Annotated in this window: 18 protein-coding genes and 1 pseudogene; 13 read left to right on the top strand and 6 right to left on the bottom strand. The window is 53.6% G+C overall.

What is annotated here, in order from left to right:
• Window positions 1-168 precede the first annotated feature (168 nt).
• The 4 genes from WEB64_RS05960 to WEB64_RS05945 all read right to left on the bottom strand — a co-directional run bounded on the left by WEB64_RS05960 (window position 169) and on the right by WEB64_RS05945 (window position 3466).
• The gene (locus WEB64_RS05960; RefSeq protein ID WP_368057795.1) at window positions 169-618 is read right to left on the bottom strand and encodes a histidine phosphatase family protein; all 450 of its coding nucleotides are present in this window, start codon (window positions 616-618) and stop codon (window positions 169-171) included.
• Between the two features lie 18 nt (window positions 619-636).
• Complete coding sequence (locus tag WEB64_RS05955; protein WP_368057797.1) at window positions 637-1704, bottom strand: NAD(P)H-dependent glycerol-3-phosphate dehydrogenase; 1068 nt, start codon at window positions 1702-1704, stop codon at window positions 637-639.
• A 72-nt stretch (window positions 1705-1776) separates the two neighbouring features.
• Entirely contained in the window at window positions 1777-2268 is a 492-nt protein-coding gene (locus tag WEB64_RS05950) for an STAS domain-containing protein (protein WP_368057799.1), read from the bottom strand.
• 13 nt (window positions 2269-2281) lie between these two features.
• Window positions 2282-3466: a PP2C family protein-serine/threonine phosphatase gene (locus tag WEB64_RS05945; protein WP_368057801.1), complete on the bottom strand. Its 1185-nt coding sequence runs from the start codon at window positions 3464-3466 to the stop codon at window positions 2282-2284.
• Window positions 3467-3600: 134 nt separating this feature from the next.
• Here WEB64_RS05945 and WEB64_RS05940 point away from each other — a divergent pair, with 134 nt between their 5' ends.
• Window positions 3601-5067, top strand: a complete 1467-nt coding sequence (locus WEB64_RS05940) for an HD domain-containing protein (protein WP_368065529.1) — start codon at window positions 3601-3603, stop codon at window positions 5065-5067.
• Here WEB64_RS05940 and WEB64_RS05935 read toward each other — a convergent pair.
• Window positions 5050-6126: an NAD(P)/FAD-dependent oxidoreductase gene (locus tag WEB64_RS05935; protein WP_368057805.1), complete on the bottom strand. Its 1077-nt coding sequence runs from the start codon at window positions 6124-6126 to the stop codon at window positions 5050-5052. The genes WEB64_RS05940 and WEB64_RS05935 overlap by 18 nt on opposite strands.
• A gap of 112 nt (window positions 6127-6238) precedes the next feature.
• On the opposite strand from WEB64_RS05935, the gene WEB64_RS05930 reads away from it, so the two are divergent.
• From WEB64_RS05930 to WEB64_RS05885, 10 genes are all read left to right on the top strand, one after another.
• A complete protein-coding gene (locus WEB64_RS05930; protein WP_368057807.1) occupies window positions 6239-7195 on the top strand; it encodes an acyl-CoA desaturase in 957 nt (318 codons plus the stop codon).
• Entirely contained in the window at window positions 7192-7665 is a 474-nt protein-coding gene (locus tag WEB64_RS05925) for a nuclear transport factor 2 family protein (protein WP_368057809.1), read from the top strand. Before WEB64_RS05930 ends, WEB64_RS05925 begins: the two co-directional genes overlap by 4 nt.
• Window positions 7662-8462, top strand: a complete 801-nt coding sequence (locus WEB64_RS05920; RefSeq protein WP_368057811.1) for an SDR family NAD(P)-dependent oxidoreductase — start codon at window positions 7662-7664, stop codon at window positions 8460-8462. Before WEB64_RS05925 ends, WEB64_RS05920 begins: the two co-directional genes overlap by 4 nt.
• Window positions 8459-9724 carry an NAD(P)/FAD-dependent oxidoreductase gene (locus WEB64_RS05915; RefSeq protein ID WP_368057813.1) on the top strand — a complete coding sequence of 422 codons (1266 nt, stop codon included), beginning with the start codon at window positions 8459-8461 and terminating at the stop codon, window positions 9722-9724. Before WEB64_RS05920 ends, WEB64_RS05915 begins: the two co-directional genes overlap by 4 nt.
• A gap of 23 nt (window positions 9725-9747) precedes the next feature.
• Window positions 9748-10632 (top strand): DUF1365 domain-containing protein, encoded by an 885-nt coding sequence (locus WEB64_RS05910; RefSeq protein WP_368057823.1) that lies wholly within the window; start codon window positions 9748-9750, stop codon window positions 10630-10632.
• On the top strand, window positions 10620-11891 hold the full coding sequence (locus tag WEB64_RS05905; RefSeq protein WP_368057815.1) for a class I SAM-dependent methyltransferase: 1272 nt from the start codon (window positions 10620-10622) through the stop codon (window positions 11889-11891). Before WEB64_RS05910 ends, WEB64_RS05905 begins: the two co-directional genes overlap by 13 nt.
• On the top strand, window positions 11888-12409 hold the full coding sequence (locus WEB64_RS05900; protein ID WP_368057817.1) for a DUF2878 domain-containing protein: 522 nt from the start codon (window positions 11888-11890) through the stop codon (window positions 12407-12409). Before WEB64_RS05905 ends, WEB64_RS05900 begins: the two co-directional genes overlap by 4 nt.
• Window positions 12409-13188, top strand: a complete 780-nt coding sequence (locus tag WEB64_RS05895) for a hypothetical protein (RefSeq protein WP_368057819.1) — start codon at window positions 12409-12411, stop codon at window positions 13186-13188. The genes WEB64_RS05900 and WEB64_RS05895 overlap by 1 nt, the downstream gene beginning before the upstream one ends.
• A 91-nt stretch (window positions 13189-13279) precedes the next feature.
• On the top strand, window positions 13280-14092 hold the full coding sequence (gene xthA / locus WEB64_RS05890; protein ID WP_368057825.1) for an exodeoxyribonuclease III: 813 nt from the start codon (window positions 13280-13282) through the stop codon (window positions 14090-14092).
• 25 nt (window positions 14093-14117) lie between these two features.
• Window positions 14118-14744 carry a TetR/AcrR family transcriptional regulator gene (locus WEB64_RS05885; protein ID WP_368057821.1) on the top strand — a complete coding sequence of 209 codons (627 nt, stop codon included), beginning with the start codon at window positions 14118-14120 and terminating at the stop codon, window positions 14742-14744.
• 104 nt (window positions 14745-14848) lie between these two features.
• On the opposite strand, the pseudogene WEB64_RS05880 reads toward WEB64_RS05885, so the two are convergent.
• Window positions 14849-15223 (bottom strand): annotated as a pseudogene (locus tag WEB64_RS05880) (phasin family protein); the annotation flags it as partial.
• Between the two features lie 263 nt (window positions 15224-15486).
• Here WEB64_RS05880 and WEB64_RS05875 point away from each other — a divergent pair.
• Window positions 15487-15690 (top strand): hypothetical protein, encoded by a 204-nt coding sequence (locus WEB64_RS05875; protein ID WP_368065528.1) that lies wholly within the window; start codon window positions 15487-15489, stop codon window positions 15688-15690.
• 252 nt (window positions 15691-15942) lie between these two features.
• The coding region (ltrA, locus tag WEB64_RS05870) for a group II intron reverse transcriptase/maturase (RefSeq protein ID WP_368065532.1) at window positions 15943-16952 on the top strand (1010 nt) is incomplete at its 3' end.

Below are 16952 nucleotides of genomic sequence, written 5' to 3'. Positions count from 1 at the left end.
ATATCAATGTCACCAGACAGCTCCGGATGCCATTGATCAACTGGCGGCAAACCTTTCTGGCCAGTTCGGGCAGCGTTCAGTTGTGCTTCTATTGCACTCGGTTCCTGGCTCATTGAGTCCACTCCTGGCCACAGTAATAGGGTAACTGTTGTTTACGACAACTGTTCGTTATGGGAAAAACTGTGCCCTGATGTCCGCGCAACCAGGGCCAGCGATAGGCATATCCAGCAATACCGCCTGGCTGGTCATGAAGGGGATTCCGCGCCGGTGCCCATCCACCAGAAGGGTCGAAATCGCACCCACAAAAGGCATGTGAGAAATCAGCATAAGGCTTTGATGAGAGGCCATGATGAGTCTGTCCAGGCACTCTCCCGGATCATCATCCGGGGTTATAAAAGTCTTCTCTTCCACCGGACAATTAATCAGTTCAGAAACGATCGCCGCCGTTTGTCGCGCCCTGACCAGCGGACTGCACCAGATATGCTCGGGCCGCCATCTGGACGCCGCTATCTGCTTTGCAACGGCGGCCGACGCAAGACGGCCAGACTCCGTCAATGCACGCTGCTGGTCCTGGGTATGCCAGCCTGCTTCGCCATGGCGCATGATCAGCAAGAACATGGATAGCTCCGTGCTCGGTTAATGGGTAAGCACGCGGGGCAATATGAACTCTACGTCCGAATTCTGTACTGCCATCATCAGGCTACCGATAACTGCCTTTATAGATGCCCCGCCATATAGAATGTCATACAGTCCGCGGACCAACGGCATGTAAATACCAATCTCTTCAGCCTTTTGTTTAACCAGCAAAAGCGTGTAGATACCTTCCGCCACCTGGCCGATTTCCGCGACTGCATCGTCAAGCTCAGCACCCTTCCCCACGGCATATCCCACACGAAAGTTACGACTCTTTGAGGAGGTACAGGTCACGACAAGGTCGCCCACGCCTGCAAGCCCCATGAAGGTCATCGGATTGGCACCCAGGCTGACCGCAAAGCGGCTCATTTCGGCGAGACTACGGGTAATCAACATGGCCTTGGCGTTTTCGCCCAGATCAAGCGCGGCTGCCATCCCCGAAACAATGGCATAAATATTCTTTAGTGCGCCCGCCAGTTCAACGCCGTACACATCGACATTGGCATATACACGAAGGTAGCTACAACCCAGCAGCTCCTGGACTTTACTCCGCACGAGGGGATCTTTGGCAGCAATGACGGTGGCCGTCAGATCCTCGTTAACAATCTCTCCGGCCAGGTTCGGGCCGCTGAGCACGCCAACATGAGCCCGGGGAATTTCTTCCTGCAGGATCTCGCTCATCAGCTTGAAACCGTGTTGTTCGATTCCTTTGGTGAGGCTGACGACAATCTGGCCGTTACTGAAATCCGACACATGTTCACGAATGACACCGCGGAACGCTTTGCTGGGGATGGCGACGAATACGATTTCCGCTCCATCAACAGCGCTGGCAAAATCCGTAGTGGGATGGATGCTGCCGGACAGTGTTATGTCTGGCATGTAGCGACTGTTGATACGACTTTGGCTGATTTCCTGCACCTGGGCCGGGTCGCGCATCCAGAAATGGACATCGTGACCATTTTCACCCAGTACCTTTGCCATGGCGGTACCAAAGCTGCCTCCGCCGAGAACCGCCACTTTGTGTGCTGCTTTGGAGGCGTTTTTGGACTCCGATCCTTGATTTTCAGACATAGTGATTCCAGTCAGGTGTCGGGGGCATCTGTTATTATCTTGCTTGATTGTAGTTGGTATTGATGTATCCGGTTAGCCCGGTTCTTCACATTCCAGTGCCCGGACGAGATTTTTGAACTCTTCCCGATTCCGGCTGTTGAGGCTCATTAACACTTTGTGGGCATCCAGAACCTTGTCCCGCACCTGTTGTTCACTGGCTTTCAGCACGGGAATTTCTTCGAGTTCTTCAATGCGTGAGGCAGGCTCTTTAAGAATTATGAAGATTGTATCAAACCCCATGGACGTTATGATTCTTGTTACGTCCGGGTTGGTAGAAATGAGGGTGGGCAAAAACTTGCTGCGCTTTTCAGCCGCCATGGCAATTTTCGCAAGCAGGCCAAGAGTGGTGCTATCGATGATATCGGTTTCGGTGAGATCAATAACAACCGTCTTAAAGGCAGGGTCCTGCGTAATCGACTCAACCAGGTTGTCCAGCGTGGAGCACAGGTTCAACCGAATTTCCCCAATGAATTTGAGGACATAGATGCCCTGTTTTTCAGCCTGCAGGATTTTATAACCAGCCATCATTTCATTGCCATTATTTCGACTTCATATCAGTTACTGACACGATAGCGATATCATCCGGGAGCTCCGAGATTTCATCCAGACTCAGAGCCTCACTCAAGGAGGCGATAGTGTGACTACCTCCCGATACTAGTTCAAGTAGTCTACGCTCCTTTTCATCGAGGTTATCTGCTTTTATGACTTCGAGAATGCCATCTGAAAAAAGAATCAACCGAAAAGGCCTGTCGAGCTGAGTTTCATAGACTTCCCATTCCGGTTTTTCAAACAGCCCGACCGGGAGCCCACTGCCTTCCAGGAATCGTGGCTCGCCATCGTCGAACGACAGAATCGGCATGGGGAAGTGCGCACCAACCGCATATCTGAGTGTACGGTCCGATTCCGAGATGATACCCACGAAAACCGTTACATGCTTGCCGAGCCCGGTATCCAGAAGTTCGGTATTAATACGTTCGAGAAAGCGATCTGGATACAGAATATCGTCGCTTGATCCTCGTCTCATATTACGCTGCAAACGGTTGGTTAAATTTCTCAGCAAGACGGTAACAAACGCAGAACTGGCGCCGTGGCCTGAGACATCGGCAATGTAAACAAGTGTTTTATCAGAATCGATGCTGAAGTAATCGAGGAAATCACCGCTGAGATACAGCGAGGGCTTGATCAGATGGTCAATATCATAGGCGCCGATGTGTTGATCGTGGTCCGGCAGCATTTTCATCTGTACTTTGCGCCCTGCCCGCTGATCGGCCCGTAATTCTGAAATCCCGGCACGTAAATCGCGGTTGGCTTCTTCCAGTTCCTGGCGGTAAAGCTGATTCAGTCGGTTGATCCGTACACGATCAAAAAGCTTCCCCAATACGTCATCGAGCTGCACTTTGTCGGTACAGGGTTTCATGACGAAATCGGAAGCCCCTGCCCGCAACGCGGCCACCACTTCTGTTGCTGCTTCAGCTTTTGAGTAGGCAATCAGGGGGACATAGGAGTTCTGGCTGCCCAGCCTGTCTATGAGCTCGGAAATTGCGGCGGGGGTCATATCGACAAAAATGGCGTCGGGAATATGATCTTCAAACAACCCTATTGCGGCCGCGACGTCTGGGTACCCGCGCACATAAAAACCCTTCGCTTCGAGGTGCTTGTCAAGCTCGGATCTTGCGTGTTCGTCAGGGTCGATTATCAAAATGCGCTCTATGCGCGATGCCATGGATGTCACCCTAAACTACCAGCAGTAAACGATAAAAACCGCGTTTTCACGTCTCTTAAGGGCTATTCTGGCACGACGGTGTGATATAACAAGGTAAGATTCGCGTTTTACCCAGTTTTCGGAGATGTTTTATCATGCGAAGTGCCGTCAATGACCTCCTTGGAGCTTATGACAAACTGATTATGGACCCGGTTCATGGCGGCATTCCGCTATATCGTCATGAGATACAGGTTATAGACCATCCGCTTTTCCAGCGGCTTCGGAATATTTGTCAGAACGATATTCTGAGCATGGTGTTCCCTGGTGCAACCCACTCCCGTTTTCTGCACAGTATCGGCGTGATGCATGTAGGCGGGCGTATGTTCCGGGCTATGATCGATGCGTACCTCCGGGAGCGTCAGCTCAGTGAGCAGGTAGACTTGAGCCTGAGCCAACTGGATGCCATTGATTACCTGGCAAAAACCATACGACTTGCCTGCCTGCTTCATGACAGCGGCCACTCGAGTTTTTCCCACCAATTTACCCAGGCCCGAAAGATTCATGACCTTATGTCTCGACCGGATCGTTTTGACGATCTGTGGCAAGGCGTTAATTACCGGGCTTTCTATAAAGAGAAGCCCCTCGAACTTGAGCATGAGCACTACTCGGTGCGCGTGGCTTACGATGTACTTGACTCCATCGACCTCGCAGCCGCAGGCCTCCATGCCCAGGACATCCTTGGGATCATGGAAACGACCGATGTTACGCCGAGCGAATCATTCTGCCGCCATGCCCACACATTCTGGGGCTTCATTGCAGGCCCTGACGCGGAATCCGGCGCATTGAATGAGGCATCGACACCCGGCCTGGTAATGGATTTGCTGTCATCGGTAGTCTCAGGTGAAATCGACGCCGACCGGGCGGATTACATGCTCAGAGACGGCTTTCACTCTTCTGTTACCATTGGCGGGTTCAATCTTGACCACCTGCTCAGCAACCTTCGATTCGGCTGGGATGTGGAGCAACCCTGGCTGGGACTGGCAATTACCCAGAAAGGCCTCGGAGCGCTGGAAGATTTCGTCTACAGCCGACACCAGATGTACCGGAAGGTTTACGCCCATAAAACGGCCCTCGGATTCGACTGGCTTTTAAGAGAAGCTATCAACGAAGTGCTGGATGACCCGGAAAGCTTTGACTGGGTGGATACCTGCCTCAGTAACATGCAGAATTTTGCCGAACTGACGGATAATTTCTTTTGGGAAGCATTCCGCAAGGTCGCTCGTACGAGACCCCGGAGCTACTCCAAATGCATCGTTGACAGAATCAAGCTGGACCACCTCGACACCCGGGAGGATCTGTCTGCAAGCGCAATTACTGATCACAGTGGCTATCTTGCCGAGCAGCTCCACCTCGATGGTAACGACGTGGTGACCTGCTCCATGCGGGCCAGGTTCTCCAATATCCAGGACAACTTCAATGGCATAAAGGTGTTGGTGCGCGATCCGATTTGTCGCCAACGCAGTTTGCGGAAAATCACCGACGTCAGTGTTTTTTTCAGCAAATTCGGCGATGGCACCATTACCCACTTCTACCGGCGACCAGCGTTACTCAGAGGCCTTTGATTCCTCTGAGGTGCCTGCGTCAAGGCAACCGACTGAGCGCAGATGTTTGGTCAAACTCTCGGCGCTCTCGTAGGCACCCTCTACCCGACCGCCCTTTACCCAATCGCCTATCACACCTATGCGATCTTCGTTAAACCAGAAATGGCCGGGGCCGTGGGTAGCCGTAGACTTTGCGTATAACCAACGGTGGGCAAGGGTGTAATCCGGGCGCTCGATAATCCCCGTACACTCAGAAAAAGCCATGATCAATGCCTCGGTAATGTCCTCCGATGACCCGTCCTGATGTCGATCTGACCAGTCGGGGCGGCCATGAAGCACCCACCATTCCCCTTCACCGTCGCGGCCCGGCTTACTGCTATTGTTCGCGGCCCATTGCAGAATCTCGCTTGTGGGTTGGAACCCTTCGTAATCGAGCCCCAGTGTATTGGGGAAGCGGGCAACCACGGTCCAGCAGGCTTGCATCTGGGGGATATGGGTCTCGAAGGATTGCGCCAGTTGCGCGAGTCCGCTTGCGATGAGTATGGTGCTCGTCTGGGCTGGCGGTGCTGTCATGATGACTGCATCAAAGCAGCCGCGATCCTTGCTTTCTGTATCCCATAGCCGCCACTGATCCTGCCCGGTGCGTTCAAGCTTCTCAATCCGAACCTGGGCCTTGATATCTAGCGTTCTTGATAGTGCCCGGGAGATGGCCGTCATTCTGGGCACTCCGACGTATCGTTCGGCGGCATTGAAAAACTCCCACTTGCCGCTGTCTGTCTGGTATCGCAGTCGTGCTGGCCATGTGGTGTAATGCGTCGGCCCTGCGTATTGCTCAAGCAGCGCCCTGAAACCCAAATTGCGGATGGTGAAATATTGCGCACCGATATCGGCAGAGCCTCCGCCGCGTTCCTCTGGCAAGCGTTTAGCCGACAACCTTCCGCCTGGTCCCCGACTTTTTTCAAAGAGCGTGACCTTAACCCCTGATGATTTAAGGAGGAGTGCCGCCGAGAGCCCGCACATTCCTGAACCGATGATGGCGAGATGACGTATATCTTGCGGTGCTTGAGGTTCATTAAACATTATTTTGAGTGCATCCAATTACGGGGTGGTTGACGTAAACCCGGCAGGTAAACAAGCAGTTGGCCACATGGCTATCATGACTATCGATGTAAAGCTAAAGGGTAAATAGGGTATGACCCGAGTGCAAAACTGGTTAACGAATATCATGAGGTGGTTCGACTCGAACGCCCATTCAGATCACCTGGATACAAGCTCCCGCTCATTTAACTTCGTCAGAGTCATTCCCTTTATAGCGCTTCACCTGGCGTGTCTTCTGGTGGTCTATACCGGCACCAGCGCTTTCGCCGTGGGCTTTGCTATCGTCTTTTTCGTTGCGCGGATGTTTGCTATCACCGGGTTCTACCATCGCTATTTCTCCCACAAGACATTCAAAACCAGCCGCTTCTGGCAGTTCATGTTTGCGGTACTTGGCGCCAGCGCGGCCCAGCGGGGCCCTCTTTGGTGGGCCGCCCATCACCGTCACCACCACCAACATTCCGATGACCCTGAGGATCTTCACTCGCCACACCAGAATGGCTTCTGGTGGTCCCACGTAGGCTGGTTTACTTGCGATGCGGGTTTCGCGATGGACGAGCGCCGGGTAAAAGACTGGATGAAATTTCCGGAACTCAAACTTATTAACCGGTTTGATTCGTTGATACCTGCTGTCGCTATTGCTGCGATCTATTTCCTTGGCGAAGGCCTGGCCATCTGGGCGCCCGGACTCGGCACCAATGGTCCTCAGCTCGTGGTCTGGGGGTTCTTTATTTCGACCGTGGCGCTGTTTCACGCAACTGTCTCCATCAATTCACTGGCTCACGTTTGGGGCAGTCGTCGTTTTGAAACCGATGATGACAGCCGTAATAATTTCTGGCTGGCTTTGATCACGTTAGGTGAAGGTTGGCACAACAATCATCATCGCTGGCCCCAGTCGGCTCGCCAGGGTTTCCGCTGGTACGAAATAGACCTTACCTATTACATCCTGAAAGCTCTTGAGAAGCTCGGTATCGTCTACGACCTGAACCCTCTACCACGCCATATTCAGGAAGAAACCTATCGCATCGACCAAGCCCGCAGGAGGCGATCATGACTCAACCACAAGGCCGGACGGGAGCTCACGTGTCGCCCGGAACGCAGACTTCTTTAGTTGTTGAACGGTTCAAGACGCTTTTCAACCAGATGTCATCGAACGATCTGGGTTCAATGAGCGAGGTTTACCATCCGGAGGTCACGTTTACTGATCCTTTTGTTACGGTTCAGGGCGTCGATGCATTGGAAGAGTATTTCAACGGCGCTTATGAAAATGTTATCGAGTGCTACTTCGAGTTTTCTGACCCGATTAGCTCCGGAGATAACGTGTGCCTGCCTTGGGTCATGAAGCTCCGGCATAAGCGCATCCGTCGGGGAGAATTGATTGCGGTAGACGGTATCACCCGTCTGCATCTTGAGGACGGGCTTGTTAAAACCCACCGGGATTATTTCGATGCCGGCCAGCTTTTATACGAAAACCTGCCGGTTCTGGGCAGTGCGGTGCGCTGGTTAAGGAAGCACGCAGCATGAGTGATCTGATGTCGAAGCCCATCACAATCTGGTTGACTGGAGCTACCTCGGGAATTGGCTATGCCCTCGCCGAAGGTCTACTAAAACGTGGACACCACTTGATCGCCACCGGGCGTCGGGAACAACCTCTCCAGGAACTCTCCAAGCTCGCCCCGGGCCGTTGCACGGCTGCTATAGGAGACACTACGGTTAATGAGGATCTGGCGACTATCCGCACAGTGCTCGAACAACACCAACCGGTCCAGATGGCAATTCTCAATGCTGGCACCTGTGAATATCTGGATGTAGCAAATTACAGCAGTGAGGTTATCGAGAAGAACATTGTCACTAACGTCATCGGTACTTCCAAAAGTGTCGAGGCGGTTCTGCCATCCTTGAGGGCAGCTCGCAATAAAGGCTTACCCGCACGGCTGGTCATTGTTAGCTCTTCCGCCTGGTGGTTTCCGTTCGGCCGCGCGGAGGGCTATGGAGCCTCCAAAGCGGCCTTAACGTATTTCGCCCACTCTCTGCGAGCCGATCTGGCAGCGGAAGGCATCGAAGTGACCGTCGTTTCGCCAGGTTTTGTCAAAACGCCACTGACCGATCAGAACGATTTTGACATGCCTTTCCTGATTACCGCAGATGATGCCACCAACCGGATACTCAAGGGTCTGGAGAAAGGTCAGCACGAGATCCATTTCCCCAAGCGATTTACCTGGACGCTAAAAATGCTGGGCGCGTTGCCCCAGGGACTGATTGATCGCATGGCCGCAGCCATGACCCGTAAAAACAGTGAAAAGCAGGAAGATTCTAAATGACCGAACCCCGCCAGCGTATTGCCATCGTGGGAGCTGGCGTTGCCGGCCTCACCTCGGCCTGGCTATTGTCCCAGAAGTACGATGTTGAAATTTTTGAAGCTGGCGATTACGCCGGGGGCCACACCAATACTCGCCTGGTGGAAGCCGGCGGTCGCATGTGGCCGGTCAATACGGGTTTCATCGTCTACAACGACTGGACCTACCCGAACTTCATTAAATTGATGGATCGGTTGGGGGTAGCATCCGAAGTCAGCGACATGAGTTTCAGTGTCGATTGCCCCAACACTGGCCTTGAATACAACGGCACGAGTCTGAACACACTGTTCGCCCAACGCCGAAATTTACTCAACCTGCCGTTCCTTAAAATGATCCGTGAGATCCTGAGGTTTAATGAGGAATCCAAAAAGGACCTGGCTTCCGGTGCCATCAATGATTCGGAAACCCTGGGGGATTACCTCAACCGGAATGGCTACTCCCGGTTCTTCCGCAATTACTATATCGTGCCCATGGGCGCGGCAATCTGGTCGGCTCCGGAGCTGGTACTGGAACAGTTCCCGATTCGTTTTTTTCTACAATTCTTTAATAACCACGGCATGCTTTCGGTAGATGATCGCCCGACCTGGCGTGTTATTTCAGGCGGTTCCGCGAGTTATGTTCATAAAATGATGGAGACTCTGAAGCCGCAGACGCATCTCAACAGCCCGGTCACTCGAGTCCAGCGCTTTGAGGACCATGTCCTGGTCACCGTCAAAGGAGAGACTCTGCGCTTTGACCAAGTTGTATTTGCGTGCCACAGCGACCAGACACTCGCCATGCTCACCGACGCCAGTGAGGTGGAGCGAGAAATTCTGGCAGCGATACCCTTCCAGGATAACGAAGTCGTCCTGCATACAGACGCCTCTGTGTTGCCCACTGAAAAGCGCGCCTGGGCGGCCTGGAATTATTTTATTCCCCGCCACAGTACGGAACCGGTCTCAGTCACCTACAACATGAACATTCTTCAGAACTTCCATGACGCGCCGGAGACGTTTTGCGTCACCCTGAATCGCAGCCGTGATATCGACCCGTCCAAAATTATCGAACAATACCGTTACGCCCATCCGGTGTTCAGCCTGGAGGCCGTAGCCGCACAAAACCGGTATAACGAGATCGGCGGCAAGAATCGCAGCCATTTCTGTGGCGCCTACTGGTTCAACGGATTCCATGAAGACGGCGTACGCAGTGCATTGCGGGTCACTGAAGCGCTCGGAGTCGAGCTTTAACCATGGCCACCGAGCAAAAACCGTTGGCGAGCCAGTGGCTCGAAGGAACCGTTCGACACCGTCGGCTGACGCCGGTAGCCCATCAGTTCGAGTATCACACCGGTATGCTTGCACTGAATCTCGACGAATGGTCCACCGTTACGGATCTGAGCCGATGGTTTTCGATGGAACGTTTCAATTGGCTTTCCCTGCATCGCAATGATTATTTTGCACCGGAGCACCCTGACCTAAAGCATGCAGTTTCTGAACAGGTTGAACTGGCGACGGGCTGGTATCCCGACGGTGCGATAGAGCTGATCACCCACCCTCGCTACTTTGGTTACGTGTTCAATCCGGTCAGCTTCTATTTCTGCTATGACGCAGAAGCAGCCTCCGTTGAAGGTGCTGTCCCACGGGTTATCGCGGCGCAGATTACCAACACACCCTGGCACGAACGTCATGTCTACTGCCTTGAGCGCGGCGAACCCCGAAAGACCGGAGCTGGCTGGAACACCCAGGCGTTCAGCTTCCGCAAACGTTTTCATGTGTCGCCCTATAACCCGATGGATCAGGATTACCACTGGCTGTTCAGCTTCCGGAACCGCGAGCTTCGCATTCACATGAATGTGCATAAAGATGGCGAAAAAATATTTGATGCGACTCTGGCAGTCCAGAGAGTACCCCTCACTCGTAAAACGTTGCATAAGAGTCTGCGGCAGTTTCCGTTGGAATCCTTCAAGGTGGTCACCGGAATCTACTGGCATGCGTTAAAGCTCAAGCTTAAAGGGGCCCGGTTCGAAACCCACCCCGATAACCTCGACACGGCTGACCCCAATTATCGCCTGGGTGGATCTGACCGGGGTGAGGCCGTAGATCAGGCGCATAGCGACCCAACAATTAAAGCAAAGGTAAGCTCATGGAGAACATGAATTCATCACTTGAGACCACTGACCGTAAGGTGCAGGGCTCGCTCACTGACCGAGTGGCCCGCAAGTTAGTCTGCAGCCAGTTGAACGATCTGAGAGATGGAATTCTGACCGTTCGTGAATCGGGGTGGGATGACCAGGAGTTCGGAGACCGCAACAGCGACTACCCGGTTGCAGAGCTAGTTGTACACGATAGCAGTACCTGGCGGGATCTGTTAAGCGGTGGCAGTATCGGCGCGGCGGAATCCTATGTCGCTGGTGACTGGAGCTCGCCGGATCTGGTCGCGCTGCTGCGTATGTTTTCCCGTAATCTTGAGCGTATGAACGCTTTTGAGGACAAGTACGCCTGGGTCACCAAACCGGCGCTCAAGGGTTTGCATTGGCTGAACCGGAACACGCCGACGGGCTCCCGCAAGAATATAGAAGCCCACTACGACCTGGGTAATGAGCTGTTCGAAACCTTCCTTGATCCCACCATGATGTATTCGTCAGCGATTTACCCGAGCGAGACCTCAACCCTCGAGGAAGCCGCCGTTTACAAGCTTGATGCCATCTGCAAAAAGCTGGACCTCAAACCCGGCGACCGAGTGATCGAAATTGGTACGGGCTGGGGCGGATTTGCCATCCATGCGGCAAAGCATTACGGCTGTCATGTCTGTACCACCACGATTTCCCAGGAGCAACTTGAATTGGCTCGAGCTCGAGTAGTACAGGAAGGCTTATCCGACCGCATTACTTTGTTGTTTGATGATTACCGGGATCTGTCTGGCCAGTTCGACAAGCTCGTATCCATTGAAATGATCGAGGCTGTAGGTCCTCAGTTCCTGGACAGCTATCTTGCCCAGATCAACGCCCTGCTCAAACCTGATGGCCTGGCTTTGGTTCAGGCCATCAACATGCCGGAACAACGGTATCGGCGAGCACTCAAGAATGTGGATTTTATCCAGCGTTTTATTTTTCCCGGCAGCTTTATCCCCTCCTTTGGGGCGATTCTCGACTCCGTCAGAACCCAGAGTAATATGGTGCTGACCCACGCTGAAGATATCGGCTTTCACTACGCCCGCACTTTACGGGATTGGTGTGACCGCTTTATGGCAAATGAAGACCGTATCAGCGGCCTTGGTTACGATCATGGCTTTCGTCGCCTGTGGCATTTTTACTTTGCCTACTGCGAGGCTGGCTTCCAGGAACGGGCGATCGGCGTTTCCCAGATTTTGCTCGCCAAACCCGGTAATAAACGAGCTAACTTGTTGAGCTTATGATTACTTCCAGCACCGCTCGCAATGTAGTCAATTTTGTACTGTTTCAGGTTGGCTGGTTTCTGTGCGTGGCATTTCCCGGCATGTTAACGGCCACGGTCGCCTTTAGCCTGGTAGCGGTTCATCTGGTGCTGGTCAGTCAGAACGCTGCAAAGGAATGGCAGTTTATCCTCTTGGGCACAGTGCTCGGCACCTTGCTGGACGGGCTTTGGTTCCGCACGGGCGTTATGGCCGGTACCTCGGGTGCCGCCGTGATTTGGACGCCGGTTTGGCTGGTCGGAGTATGGTCGGTGTTTATGACCACGCTCGCCCACTCTCTTTCGTGGATGGGGCAACGGGCCTGGTTTCCATTTGTGTTTGCCCCAGTAGCCGGACCCTTCGCCTACTGGAGCGCCAGTAAACTCGGGGCGGTAACCCTGCCAGATCTGCCAATGTCTCTGATCGCGCTGGCAGTAGGCTGGCTGGTTATCTTTCCCCTGCTCATGCACATTCGCCAGCGTTTTTATCCGGAGCTCGCCTGATGACAGATAAAACGACCCCTCAAGCAGCGTTGATTGCCGCCCTTGCCCTGCTGGGAAGCCTGCCATCAATGGCGGCAGCTCAGTCTGATAACACCAGCCTCTGGGAATTCACCGGCAGAGCTTTTGACATAAATAACGACGATGTATTGCTCTATGAAGAACGGCATCAGGTCGAAGGCGAATGCGTCAACTCTACCTGGCAGCCCATGTCTCACCAGGTGAAATACTTCAGGGATGACGAGGAGTCAGCGTTTGCCACGAAAACTCTGAGCTACACAGAATCGTCACTTCGTCCCAGCTTCGAATTTCATCAGTCAGAATTCGATGAACGGATGGTGGTCGCAAACCGGGACGACCGGCAGTTGGACATTGCCTGGAAGACCAATAAGGGCGAGAAGAAAACCTTTGAGACACCGGTTAACCAAAGCGTTGTCGCAGATGCCGGCTTCGATAATTTTGTGCGCCGAAGCTGGCCCATGATTCAGGCGAACGAGACGGTCGATTTCCGCTTTCTGGCTCCCACCCGTGGTGAGCATTATGCTTTCGTTCTTGAGCAGACTTCCGATTCGCGGGTCAGTGCTGACCTGGTTTTGGAGATACGCCCAAGCGGGTTTGTTACCCGTTTCCTGGTAGATCCAATTATCCTCGGCTATGGTGCCGATGGAGCCTTGACTGACTACGTCGGGCTCACCAATGTGCGTGAAAATGCGGATCAAAACTTTACTGCGCACATACGCTACCAGACCAAAACTGCAGTTGACTGCAGCCTCACGCCCTGAGGGCTTCGGGTTCCGACCAGGCCGACATCGGGCGCGGTGATCTATGATAAACTTTCGAGTTTACAACCGCCAACACATCGAGTTTGCGCCCATGAAGTTCGTATCCTTTAACGTCAACAGCATCCGAACCCGCCTGCACCAGCTTGAAGCCGTTATTTCGGCCTGCAATCCTGATTTTATCGGTCTGCAGGAAACCAAGGTCAACGATGTCGACTTCCCCGTCGACGCCGTCAAGGCCTTGGGTTACCACGTTCATTATCATGGCCAGAAGACTCACTACGGGGTTGCATTGTTATCCCGCCAGGAGCCCGATCTGATTACCAGAGGCTTCCCCAGTGATGTCGACGATGCTCAACGACGTCTGATTACCGGCCACTTCACCATCAACGGTGACAAACTTACAGTGGTTAATGGCTATTTCCCCCAGGGCGAAAGTCGGAATCACCCCGTCAAGTTCCCTGCCAAGCAGAAATTCTATGCCGACCTCATGGCAGAGATCGACCGATTAAAAAAGGAAAATCCGAATCTGATAGTAATGGGCGACATGAATATATCGCCCACCGATAAAGACATCGGCATTGGTGCTGACAATGCGAAACGATGGCTGAGAACCGGAAAATGCAGCTTCCTGCCCGAGGAGCGGGAATGGCTGTCTCAGGTCGAGCAACGCGGCCTCACCGACGTGTTTCGCCACCTGTATCCCGACGAAGCCAATACCTTCAGCTGGTTTGACTACCGCAGCAAAGGGTTTGAGCGGGACCCTAGGCGCGGGTTGCGGATTGACCTGATTATGGCGAGTGATTCATTGCTGCCAAAGGTGAAATCCGCCGGAGTCTCCTACGATATCCGTGCCATGGACCGCCCCTCCGACCATTGCCCGGTCTGGGCCGAATTCGAACTTTGATGTCACCGTTTCGCAGGACGCGCCGATGAAAGTCAAAACCCGGGACAAAATTTTGCATACTTCGCTGGCGCTCTTTAACTCGCTCGGGGAGCCAAATGTCACCACCTTGCTGATCTCTGACGAGCTTGATATCAGCCCAGGCAACCTGTATTACCATTTCAAAAATAAAGGCGACATTGTCTCGGAGCTTTTCGACGCGTACGAGCATGAACTGCTCGACCTTCTCAACGTGCCGGAAGACGTCGTTATCGATCTCGACCAACTCGGCATCTTTCTGCATTTGTTATTCGAGGCCGTCGCTCGCTACCGCTTTCTGTATCAGGACCTTGTCAACGTCTTATCCCGCTATGACACTTTACAAAGCCATTTCCGGAAGCTGCTGAAGAAAAAAGAACTTGCCTTTCTGACGCTCTGCAACAGCCTGAAGAACCAGGAAGTCATGAGTATCTCTGAATCAGAACTTAATTCACTTTGTCATCAGTTAAATTTAACCCTATGTTATTGGGTTAGTTTTGACAGCTTATATCACATGAATGACCGTGATGCTGTGAACCCCGGTCGGGGCGTCTACCAGATGATGAACCTGCTGGCGCCCTTCCTGGAGGATGAAGAACGTGAGCAGGTGCAAGCGTTGAGCAGAGATTATTTCTGAGCAGTTTTTCGTTTGGCAGCGGTGCTACGAGTAGTACGGGTAGCTTTTGTCGTAGGTGCTTTTTTGACAGGTGCTTTTTTCCGAGCGGCCGTTTTCTGCGATTTTAATTCAGCCTCCAATGCTTCAATCCTTGCTTCCAGAGCTTCAATCTCATCCCGGCGATGGATACCCAATCTCCGCAATGCACCCGATACTCTTTGATCAAACAGATGCTCGAGCTTATCCCACGTACCGGTGGCTTTATCCCGAACGTCTTCCACCCGGGTTTCTACTGATTTCAGTTGCTTACCGACCGCGCCACGGGTTTTGTTTTCCAGTTCCTCACCCTCATTGACCAGGCGCTCGAAAAACTTGCCCGCATCTTCCTCTGCTTTGGTGTAGGCACCAAGACCAGCCAGCCAGATCTGACGGGCAGAGTCCTTGATCTTCCCTGCCAGTTGAACATCCTGGTCCGACTTCTTGTCATTCTGGTCTGACATAACTGCACCTCTGGAAAAAAAGGCAAACCGATGAAGCAACGTTTGCGGATACATTCATTGTATTACAGGCAGGAACAAATTTCAGTGGTTTGCGGCGCCGGAAACACTTGAAAACTGGCCAGATATTTATGTCGCTATAAGCGCTAAATGAATATGACAAAATGAACTGAGAGTAAACGCGCCAAAACTTGCAGTGTTCAATATTTAGACAATACTACAGTAACTGATGTCCCTGCTGACATCAGTTTGTCTGGAAGTCTTTCATGGATACTACTCGCACGCCTCTGCCCGGCCATCAGTGCCGGGCTTTTTTGGTGCGCCCGGCACGGGCGCACTCCTGGAGGTGCAAGTCCTCCCGTAAGCTGGCCACAGCGAACGAAGTGAAGCGCAACTGCGGAAGGGCGACCGACCGTGGGGAGGAAGCGTGGAGCGTAAACCGTGAGCCGATGAACAAGAATCGGATATGAGGCGCTGCCGAGCAGGGCGAGCGGGCAAGAAGCCGCGAAGCTCTTGTGGCCAAGGCGACGTGGCGTATATCCGGCGGTTGTGCGGTGAAGGAGTGTGTTCTTACCCGGGGAGATCTCGCCTTATGCCTGAAAGGGCGACGTGGAAACGCGGAGCGAGAAGTCAGCAGAAGCCATAGTAGTTCCGAAAGCGAACGAAGGGCTGAACGAGAAGGAGCGTCAAACGCCTTGTCGATGAGCACTGTAACGCATCAGATGCCCGCGCCAGCGGGGCGGGTCGTGGAGCGGGAGGGTGAAGCCCTGCCGAATGTGACCAGCGATGAAACAGGACTCCCGCGACGAGAACCGGAGGGCGCAGGGCGAGGCCTGCTTGAACAGGTCTTCGCACGAGAGAATATGCAACGGGCATGGAAGCGCGTGAAGGCCAACAAAGGAGCGGCGGGTATCGACGGTCTGGACATAAACCAGACGGCCGAACACCTGCAATGGGCATGGCCAGAACTCCGTCAGCAGTTATTGGCGGGGTCCTACCGGCCACAGCCTGTCCGTCGGGTAGGCATCCCGAAACCGGACGGCAGTGAACGGGAACTGGGTATCCCCACCGTCACCGACCGTCTGATTCAACAAGCACTGCTGCAAGTGCTGCAACCTCTGATTGATCCTACCTTCAGCGAGCACAGCCATGGCTTCCGCCCGGGCCGACGGGCCCAGGATGCGGTGCTGGCTGCGCAGCGCTACGCCCAGCAGGGCTGTCACACCGTGGTGGACGTCGACCTGTCGACGTTCTTCGACCGGGTCAACCACGACGTCCTGATCGACCGTCTGAAGAAACGCGTGAACGACCCCGGAATCATCCGGCTGGTTCGGGCGTATCTGAATGCGGGTATCATGGATAACGGCGTGGTCATCCGGCGCGTGGAGGGGACGCCGCAAGGCGGCCCGCTCTCGCCGTTGCTGGCCAATGTCCTGCTGGATGAGGTGGATCGGGAACTGGAACGCCGGGGGCATCGCTTCGCCCGTTACGCCGATGACTGCAACGTTTACGTGCGCAGTCAACGAGCCGGTGAGCGCGTGATGGGGCTGTTGCGTCGCTGCTACAGCAAACTGCGCCTGAGGGTTAACGAATCCAAGAGCGCAGTGACCCGCGTGTTCGGTCGCAAGTTCCTTGGTTATGCCTTATGGCAGACGAGGAACGGCGAGGTGAGGCGTGGACTGTCCAGTAAGGCGTTGCAGGCGTTCAAGCGGAGAATCAGGCAACTGACCCG

Source organism: Marinobacter sp., from assembly GCF_040882185.1.
Lineage (GTDB): Bacteria > Pseudomonadota > Gammaproteobacteria > Pseudomonadales > Oleiphilaceae > Marinobacter.
The sequence above is the reverse complement of the archived record's forward strand: the minus strand, read 5'-3'. Positions and strand labels throughout refer to the sequence as shown.

Bases quoted from the DNA above. Each gene is read 5' to 3' on its own strand.
- WEB64_RS05915 (WP_368057813.1), top strand. From the start codon at position 8,459: ATGACCGAACCCCGCCAGCGTATTGCCATCGTGGGAGCTGGCGTTGCC.
- WEB64_RS05950 (WP_368057799.1), bottom strand. From the start codon at position 2,268: ATGGCTGGTTATAAAATCCTGCAGGCTGAAAAACAGGGCATCTATGTC.
- WEB64_RS05925 (WP_368057809.1), top strand. From the start codon at position 7,192: ATGACTCAACCACAAGGCCGGACGGGAGCTCACGTGTCGCCCGGAACG.
- WEB64_RS05960 (WP_368057795.1), bottom strand. From the start codon at position 618: ATGTTCTTGCTGATCATGCGCCATGGCGAAGCAGGCTGGCATACCCAG.
- WEB64_RS05945 (WP_368057801.1), bottom strand. From the start codon at position 3,466: ATGGCATCGCGCATAGAGCGCATTTTGATAATCGACCCTGACGAACAC.
- WEB64_RS05920 (WP_368057811.1), top strand. From the start codon at position 7,662: ATGAGTGATCTGATGTCGAAGCCCATCACAATCTGGTTGACTGGAGCT.
- WEB64_RS05935 (WP_368057805.1), bottom strand. From the start codon at position 6,126: ATGTTTAATGAACCTCAAGCACCGCAAGATATACGTCATCTCGCCATC.
- WEB64_RS05875 (WP_368065528.1), top strand. From the start codon at position 15,487: ATGGATACTACTCGCACGCCTCTGCCCGGCCATCAGTGCCGGGCTTTT.
- WEB64_RS05900 (WP_368057817.1), top strand. From the start codon at position 11,888: ATGATTACTTCCAGCACCGCTCGCAATGTAGTCAATTTTGTACTGTTT.
- WEB64_RS05940 (WP_368065529.1), top strand. From the start codon at position 3,601: ATGCGAAGTGCCGTCAATGACCTCCTTGGAGCTTATGACAAACTGATT.
- WEB64_RS05955 (WP_368057797.1), bottom strand. From the start codon at position 1,704: ATGTCTGAAAATCAAGGATCGGAGTCCAAAAACGCCTCCAAAGCAGCA.
- WEB64_RS05905 (WP_368057815.1), top strand. From the start codon at position 10,620: ATGGAGAACATGAATTCATCACTTGAGACCACTGACCGTAAGGTGCAG.
- xthA (WP_368057825.1), top strand. From the start codon at position 13,280: ATGAAGTTCGTATCCTTTAACGTCAACAGCATCCGAACCCGCCTGCAC.
- WEB64_RS05930 (WP_368057807.1), top strand. From the start codon at position 6,239: ATGACCCGAGTGCAAAACTGGTTAACGAATATCATGAGGTGGTTCGAC.
- WEB64_RS05885 (WP_368057821.1), top strand. From the start codon at position 14,118: ATGAAAGTCAAAACCCGGGACAAAATTTTGCATACTTCGCTGGCGCTC.
- WEB64_RS05895 (WP_368057819.1), top strand. From the start codon at position 12,409: ATGACAGATAAAACGACCCCTCAAGCAGCGTTGATTGCCGCCCTTGCC.